This is a genomic window from Veillonella sp. (genome assembly GCF_019414865.1).
Classification (GTDB): Bacteria; Bacillota; Negativicutes; order Veillonellales; family Veillonellaceae; genus Veillonella.
Genome location: NZ_DXLG01000078.1, coordinates 1 through 7,401 on the forward strand (window position 1 = coordinate 1; position 7,401 = coordinate 7,401).

5 protein-coding genes are annotated in these 7,401 nt (G+C 41.2%); all 5 read left to right on the forward strand.

Annotated features, from left to right (window positions below):
- The first annotated feature begins 176 nt into the window (after nt 1-176).
- The 5 genes from QZ334_RS05795 to narI all read left to right on the forward strand — a co-directional run bounded on the left by QZ334_RS05795 (nt 177) and on the right by narI (nt 7,218).
- The gene (locus QZ334_RS05795) at nt 177-863 is read left to right on the forward strand and encodes a Crp/Fnr family transcriptional regulator (RefSeq protein WP_287521565.1); all 687 of its coding nucleotides are present in this window, start codon (nt 177-179) and stop codon (nt 861-863) included.
- 71 nt (nt 864-934) lie between these two features.
- Nucleotides 935-4,609, forward strand: coding sequence for a nitrate reductase subunit alpha (locus tag QZ334_RS05800; protein ID WP_295232683.1), 3,675 nt, complete (start codon nt 935-937; stop codon nt 4,607-4,609).
- Nucleotides 4,599-6,026, forward strand: coding sequence for a nitrate reductase subunit beta (gene narH, locus QZ334_RS05805; protein WP_295232686.1), 1,428 nt, complete (start codon nt 4,599-4,601; stop codon nt 6,024-6,026). Before QZ334_RS05800 ends, narH begins: the two co-directional genes overlap by 11 nt.
- Nucleotides 6,026-6,550: a nitrate reductase molybdenum cofactor assembly chaperone gene (gene narJ, locus QZ334_RS05810; protein ID WP_039969529.1), complete on the forward strand. Its 525-nt coding sequence runs from the start codon at nt 6,026-6,028 to the stop codon at nt 6,548-6,550. Before narH ends, narJ begins: the two co-directional genes overlap by 1 nt.
- A complete protein-coding gene (gene narI, locus QZ334_RS05815; protein WP_060923920.1) occupies nt 6,547-7,218 on the forward strand; it encodes a respiratory nitrate reductase subunit gamma in 672 nt (223 codons plus the stop codon). The genes narJ and narI overlap by 4 nt, the downstream gene beginning before the upstream one ends.
- Nucleotides 7,219-7,401: the final 183 nt, after the last annotated feature.

Consider the following 7,401-nt stretch of genomic DNA (forward strand, 5'->3'; position numbering starts at 1 on the left):
ATATTATATATTGTAAAAATTTTTGTGAATGTGACATAAAACACACATATTCTGAAATTAATAAGTTATAATAATCTTGTATATACATGAAAGTATATAATACATGTACTTTTACTATAAATAGATTAGTATAACTAATGGATTTTATCTTAAAAGTACAATGGAGTGGTGATGGTATGGATAAAAATTTAATTAACCAATTGCTTGCTTTGCCGGGCGAGGAACTCCATCTTAAAAAAGGTGATTTTCTCTTCCATGAGGGGGACAAGGCAGAACACTTTTACGTAGTAGTAAAAGGTAGAATGAGCATTAAGAAGTTCGAAGCTAGTGGGCACATTTTTGCATTGCGTCTAGTAGGGCCGAATAATGTAATTGGTGAGGTTCCGTTGTATGAGGAGAACACAAAAACATATGTGTTCAACGCCATTGCTCGGGAGGATTGCTCTGTTTATTCTATTCGCTATGATTTGTTAGAGGCTGCTATTGCAAAAGACCATTCATTGGCCATTGCAATGATGAAGATTTATACATTACATATGCGACGTCAACAGGCAAAATACCGAGACTTGCTACTATATGGCAAGAAGGGAGCATTTTATTCTACCTTGTTGCGCTTAGCCAATAGTTATGGTGTAGAGCGCGAGGATGGTATCTTTATCGATATCGCCCTAACAAATCAAGAGTTGGCTGAATTTGCTGCCACATCAAGAGAAAGTTTAAATCGCATGCTAAGTGAGTTGCGTAAGTTGGGCTATGTAGCCTATGACAAACACCATCTAGTAATCTGTGATTTTGACGCTTTAATCGGATTGCTTGACTTAGAGGTTGATAATATAGACCCTAATATTAGTAATATCGAATAATAGGATTTTCTCCCTTGTGTTAGCTCAGCTAGCATAAGGGATTTTTTTGTAGTTTTGAAGGAGGACACGAGATGAGCTTGTTGTCTCAAAAGTTTAAGTTTCTTCGCAAGAAGAACGTATCTCCAAGCGGCCATCAAATAACTGAAGATGGCGGTCGCGAGTGGGAAAATTTTTATCGTGATCGTTGGTCTTACGATAAAGTTGTCCGCACAACGCATGGCGTAAACTGTACTGGTTCTTGTAGCTGGAATATCTACGTTAAGAATGGTGTTGTAGCGTGGGAAAATCAGGCTACTGATTACCCTGAAACACCAGATGATATGCCGGATTACGAACCACGTGGGTGCCCTCGTGGTGCAACATTCTCTTGGTATCTCTATAGCCCATTGCGCGTAAAATATCCTTATGTACGCGGCGAATTGGCTGAGCTTTGGAGAGAAGCTAAAAAGCATGCTAAGAACCCAATCGAGGCTTGGAAATCTATCGTAGAAGATCCTGAAAAAGCGAAAAAATACAAATCTGCCCGTGGTATGGGTGGCTTTGTGCGCTCCACATGGGATGAAGCGACAGAAATTACTGCTGCATCCTTATTATATACTGCAAAAACATACGGCCCTGACCGCAACGCAGGCTTCTCTGTAATTCCAGCGATGTCCATGTTGTCCTATGCAGCAGGTGCTCGTTTCCTTAACTTAATGGGTGGTACACCATTGTCCTTCTATGACTGGTATGCCGATTTACCACCTTCTAGCCCTCAAGTTTGGGGTGAACAAACTGATACACCTGAATCTGGTGACTGGTACAATGCTGGTTACATCATGACTTGGGGTTCTAACGTACCGTTGACTCGTACGCCAGATGCTCACTTCTTAACAGAGGTTCGTTACAAAGGTACTAAAGTAGTATCCGTATCCCCTGACTATGCGGAATCTACAACTTCTTCCGATGCTTGGCTCAATGTAAAAGCCGGTACTGATGCGGCTCTTGCTATGGCAATGGGCCACGTAATCTTAAAAGAATACTACATCGACAAGGAAACTCCATACTTCAAAGAGTATGCTAAAGAGTTCACAGATATGCCATTCCTTGTACGCGTTGAAGAAATCAACGGCACAGTTCAACCAGGCCGCTTCTTGAATGCTAAGGACTTGGGTCGCCAAGAAGAAGGCGCTGACTTCCAAATGGTATTGATCGATGAAACAACAAATGAAATCGTTATTCCTAATGGTACAATGGGCGAACGTCACACAAATCCACAAAAATGGAATTTACGCCTTGAAAACCGCGATACAGGGGCTAAAATCGATCCTCGCTTATCCGTGTTTGATCAACGTGAAGATGTGACTGTTGTTAAGTTGCCATACTTTGGTGATGAAGAGCACGAAGGCGTAATTGAACGTGCTATTCCTACAATTACAGTACAAACTGTAGATGGTCCTGTAAAAGTAACTACTGTATATGACCTTATTCTTGCTAACTATGGTATCGATCGTGGTATCGGTGGTGAAGTGGCAACATCTTATACAGATGACACTCCTTACACACCTACATGGCAAGAAAAAATTACTGGTGTAAAAGCAGATTTCGCTATTGCCACAGCTCGTGAATTTGCAGATAATGCAGAAAAAACTAAAGGTCGCTCCATGATTATCATGGGTGGTGGTATTAACCACTGGTACCATGCAGATATCATTTACCGTACAATCTTGAACCTCATCATGTTCTGTGGTACAGAAGGTGTTAACGGTGGTGGCTGGGCTCATTACGTAGGTCAAGAAAAACTTCGTCCTGTTGAAGGTTGGGGCGGCATCATGACAGCTAACGACTGGAGTAAAGCTCCTCGTTTGCAAAATGGTACATCTTGGTTCTACTTTGCTACAGAACAATACCGTTCTGATTGCATCGACTTGGCAGACCGCGTATCTAAATTAGCTAAGCCTCGTTACCGTCACCCTGGTGACTACAACGTATTGGCTGCACGTTTAGGCTGGTTGCCATCTTACCCTACTTTCAATAAAGGCAGCCAAGCCTTGATTAACGACGCTCGTGCAGCGGGTGCTAGTACAGAAGCAGAAATCAACCAATATGTGGCGCAAGCGTTGAAAAACAAAGAATTACAATTCTGCGTAGAAGATCCAGCGGCTAAAGAAAACCATCCACGCAACTTGTTTGTATGGCGTGCGAACCTTATCGGTTCTTCCTCTAAAGGCCACGAATATTTCTTGAAACATTTACTTGGTACAAAACATGGTGTTCTTGAAGATGATGATGCACCAGTAAAACCAGAAGAAATCAAATGGCGCGAAGCAGATGAAGCTGGTAAGCTTGACCTCTTAATCGATATCGACTTCCGTATGGCTTCTACAGGCTTGTACTCTGATATCGTATTCCCAGCAGCTACATGGTATGAAAAAGAAGACTTGTCTTCTACAGACATGCATCCATATGTACACGTATTCCAAGCAGCTGTTGATTGCGCATGGGAAACTAAATCTGACTGGGATACATTCCGTACCCTTGCAGAAACAGTATCTCGCGTAGCGAAAGAGTCTGGCTTCACAGAATATGAAGATATCGTAGCATTACCTCTTGGTCATGATAGCCCAGGTGAAGTGGCTCAACCAGAAGGTAAGGTTCTCGACTGGAGCAAAGGCGAATGTGAACCAATTCCTGGTAAAACAATGCCGAACCTCGTTCATGTAAAACGCGATTATAGTAAAATCTTTGAAAAATACATTGCATTGGGACCTAATATTGAAAATAAAATGGGTGCTCATGGCATGGCTTGGGATGTATCTGATGAATATAAGACATTATATGATCAAAATGGTACAATCGATAATCCAGAATTCATTTCTCATGGTCGCCCTAGCATTTACGAATGTAAGGAAGCTTGTAATGTTGTATTGACATTGTCCTCTTGTACAAACGGTAAATTGGCTGTTCACTCTTGGAAAGCAATGGAAGAAAAAACAGGTCTTTCTGGTCTTGAAAAGAACGCAAAAGGCCGTGAACAAGAAAAAATTACTTTCGATGACATGGTTCGCCAACCACGCTTCATTATTAGCTCTGTAACAAGTACTGGTAAGAACGATAAAAACCGTCGTTACTCTCCATTTACAACATCTACAGAAGATAAGGTACCATTCCGTACCGTAACAGGTCGTCAATCCTTCTATTGCGACCATGAAATGATGCGTGATTACGGTGAAGCTATGGCGTTGTACAAACCTGTATTGTCCTATAAACCAGTACAAGGTGACTACAAACAAGAAGGTATCCCTGAAATCACATTGAAATACTTAACACCACATCATAAGTGGTCTACACATAGTATGTATTTCGATAGCCAACAAATGTTGACATTGTTCCGTGGTGGTCAAACAATTTGGCTCAACGAAGACGATGCAGCAGAAATTGACGTTAAAGATAATGATTGGGTAGAAGCTTTCAATAAAAACGGTATCGTTGCAGCTCGTGCTGTAGTTTCCCCACGTATTCCTCGCGGTATTTCCTATATGCACCATTCCCAAGACCGTCACATTAACGTTCCTGGTGCGAAGGTTAAGAAACAACGTGGTGGTACGCATAATGCACCAACTCATATTCACATGAAACCGACACACATGATCGGCGGTTATGGCCAATTGAGCTATGGCTTTAACTACTATGGCCCAACTGGTAACCAACGTGATATGACAATTGTGGCTCGTAAAATGAAGGAGGTAGATTGGCTTGAAGATTAAGGCTCAAGTATCTATGGTCCTAAATTTGGATAAGTGTTTGGGTTGTCATACATGCTCTATCACTTGTAAAAATACATGGACGAACCGCGAAGGCGCGGAATATATGTACTTCAATAACGTGGAAACTCGCCCAGGCGTAGGTTATCCACGTCATTGGGAAGACCAAGAAAAATGGAAAGGCGGCTGGACATTAGATAACTCTGGCAAATTAGCTCTTTCTACAGGTTCTAAAACAAATCGTTTGATGAAATTATTCTTCCATCCTGAACAACCAGAGTTGAAAGATTATTTTGAACCTTGGACATATGACTATGAAACATTGATTCATGGTGGTCGTAAAAACAACCAACCAGTTGCTCGTCCTCGTTCCCTTGTGACTAAACAAAAAATGGAAGTTACTTGGGGCCCTAACTGGGATGATGATTTAGCAGGTGGTCAACACGCTCGTTCCGATGTGAACTTGGCTAAGATGGGCGAAGATATCGTATTTGATTACGAAGAAGTATTCATGCGTTACTTACCACGTCTTTGTAACCACTGCTTGAACCCTGCATGTGTAGCTGCATGTCCATCCGGCGCGATTTATAAACGCGACGAAGATGGTGTGGTTCTCGTATCTCAAGATGTATGCCGCGGTTGGAGACATTGCGTTCCATCTTGTCCATACAAAAAAATCTTCTATAACTGGGAAACTAATAAAGCTGAAAAATGCGTATTCTGTTACCCACGCTTAGAAAATGGCTTGCCTCAAATCTGTGCTGAAACTTGTGTAGGTCGTATGCGCTATGTTGGCGTTGTATTCTACGACATGGACAAAGTGGAAGAAATGGCAGCTACGAAAAATGAACAAGACATTTACGAAAATACAGTTGAGTTAATCTTAGACCCTCATGATCCTGAGGTTATTAAAGCGGCTCGTGAGGAAGGTATCTCCGAAGCTTGGATTAAAGCAGCTCAAAAATCTCCTGTGTACAAACTTGTAAAAGAATGGGGCGTGGCATTGCCATTGCATCCTGAGTATCGTACGTTACCAATGGTATGGTATGTACCACCACTCAGCCCAATCTTGCAACGTGTAACATCTGATGTATACTTGCCAGATGCACACGAAATGCGCGTACCTGTACAATACCTTGCTAACTTGTTTACCGCAGGTAATACAGAAATCTTAGCTCGTACATTGCAACGTGTTCTCGACATGCGTGAATACATGCGCCGTCGTGAAACAGGTGACGGTCCTATTGAACACAAAGTTGATTTAACAGAAGACCAAATGTACGGTATGTACAAATTGTTGGCATTGTCTAAATACAACGATCGCTTTGTTATTCCATCTGATGTTAAAGTATCTCGCGAAGGTCGCCTAGAAATGCAACAAAATCGCGGCTTTGCTTGCCCGACAGGGGGATGTCAATAATGAAGGATGCTCAGAAAATCGCTCTTATTGCGTCATTTCTTCTACGCTATCCTGATGAACAATGGTATAACGAACTACCTGAATGGAGAGAGGACGCCCAATCCGTTGGGCATCCTCAGCTTCGCCAAGGTTTATTAGAATTCTTCGACTATGTAGAGGATGCTAATAAAAAAGAATTCGAAGACCAGTATGTTCGTACCTTTGATTTTAGTCAAAATACAACGATGTACTTATCGACTTATGAATTGCAAGGTACAGGGGAACAAGCAGAAGAACTCGTTAAATTTAAAGCGTTCTTCCTTGAAAACGACTATGATTTGCCAAAAGAAATGCCAGACTATATTCCGGCACTTCTTGAATTATGTGCCGTTATCGATGAAGAAAAAGCAAAAGAAATTTACGACTATTGTAAGCCAAAATTGGAATACATTAGAGAACGCTTCATTGAGGCTAAATTGCCTTATGCATTCTTGTTTGATATTATCTTGTCTGTTGCAAATGGATTGGAGGACGGTGCACGATGAATCTATTCCTTTGGGGCGCTTTGCCTTACATCGCATTCACCTTCTTAATCGTAGGTACTTTGGTTCGTTTCTTCTACTTTGAAAGAAATTGGACTACTAAATCGAGTGAATTTTTAGAGAAAAAACAATTGCGCATCGCTAATCCATTGTTCCACTTTGGTTTGTTATGCGTTATCGGTGGTCACGTAGTAGGTGTGTTAATTCCTAAAACTTGGACTGCTGCTATTGGTATCAATGACCATATGTACCATCAAGGTGCGTTATATATGGGTGCTGTAGCTGGTATTATTTTCATCGTAGGCTTCTTGCTCTTGATGAAACGCCGTTTTACTGTACCTGCTATGAAAGTTAACACATCTGGCCTCGATAAATGGTTATACTTGTTCTTAACATTAGCTATTTTCAGCGGTATGGCTGGTACATTGCTTAATGCATCTGGTTTCTTTGATTACCGCGTGTCCATTGGCCCTTGGTTCCGTAGCTTGCTATCCTTTATGCCTGATCCATCCTTGATGGAAGGCGTACCATTCATGTTTAAATTCCACATGTTGGCTTGGATGGTAGTGGCTATTATCTTCCCATTCAGCCGCTTGGTACACTGCTTGAGTGTTCCACTCAACTACTTAACACGTCCGTTCATCGTATATCGTAAACGAGACGAAAAATAATTAGGATGATGATTGATTTCTACGTCTAGATATAATAGGATTAATCAATCTATAGCCCCTTGTAGTAGTGAAAGTATATATTCACTACTACAAGGGGCTTTTTATTTTCATATTCTATATTAGATTGTATTTTACTCTCTGTAGATAAGGAATTTGTTTATTGTAATAAGATTAGAACTACTA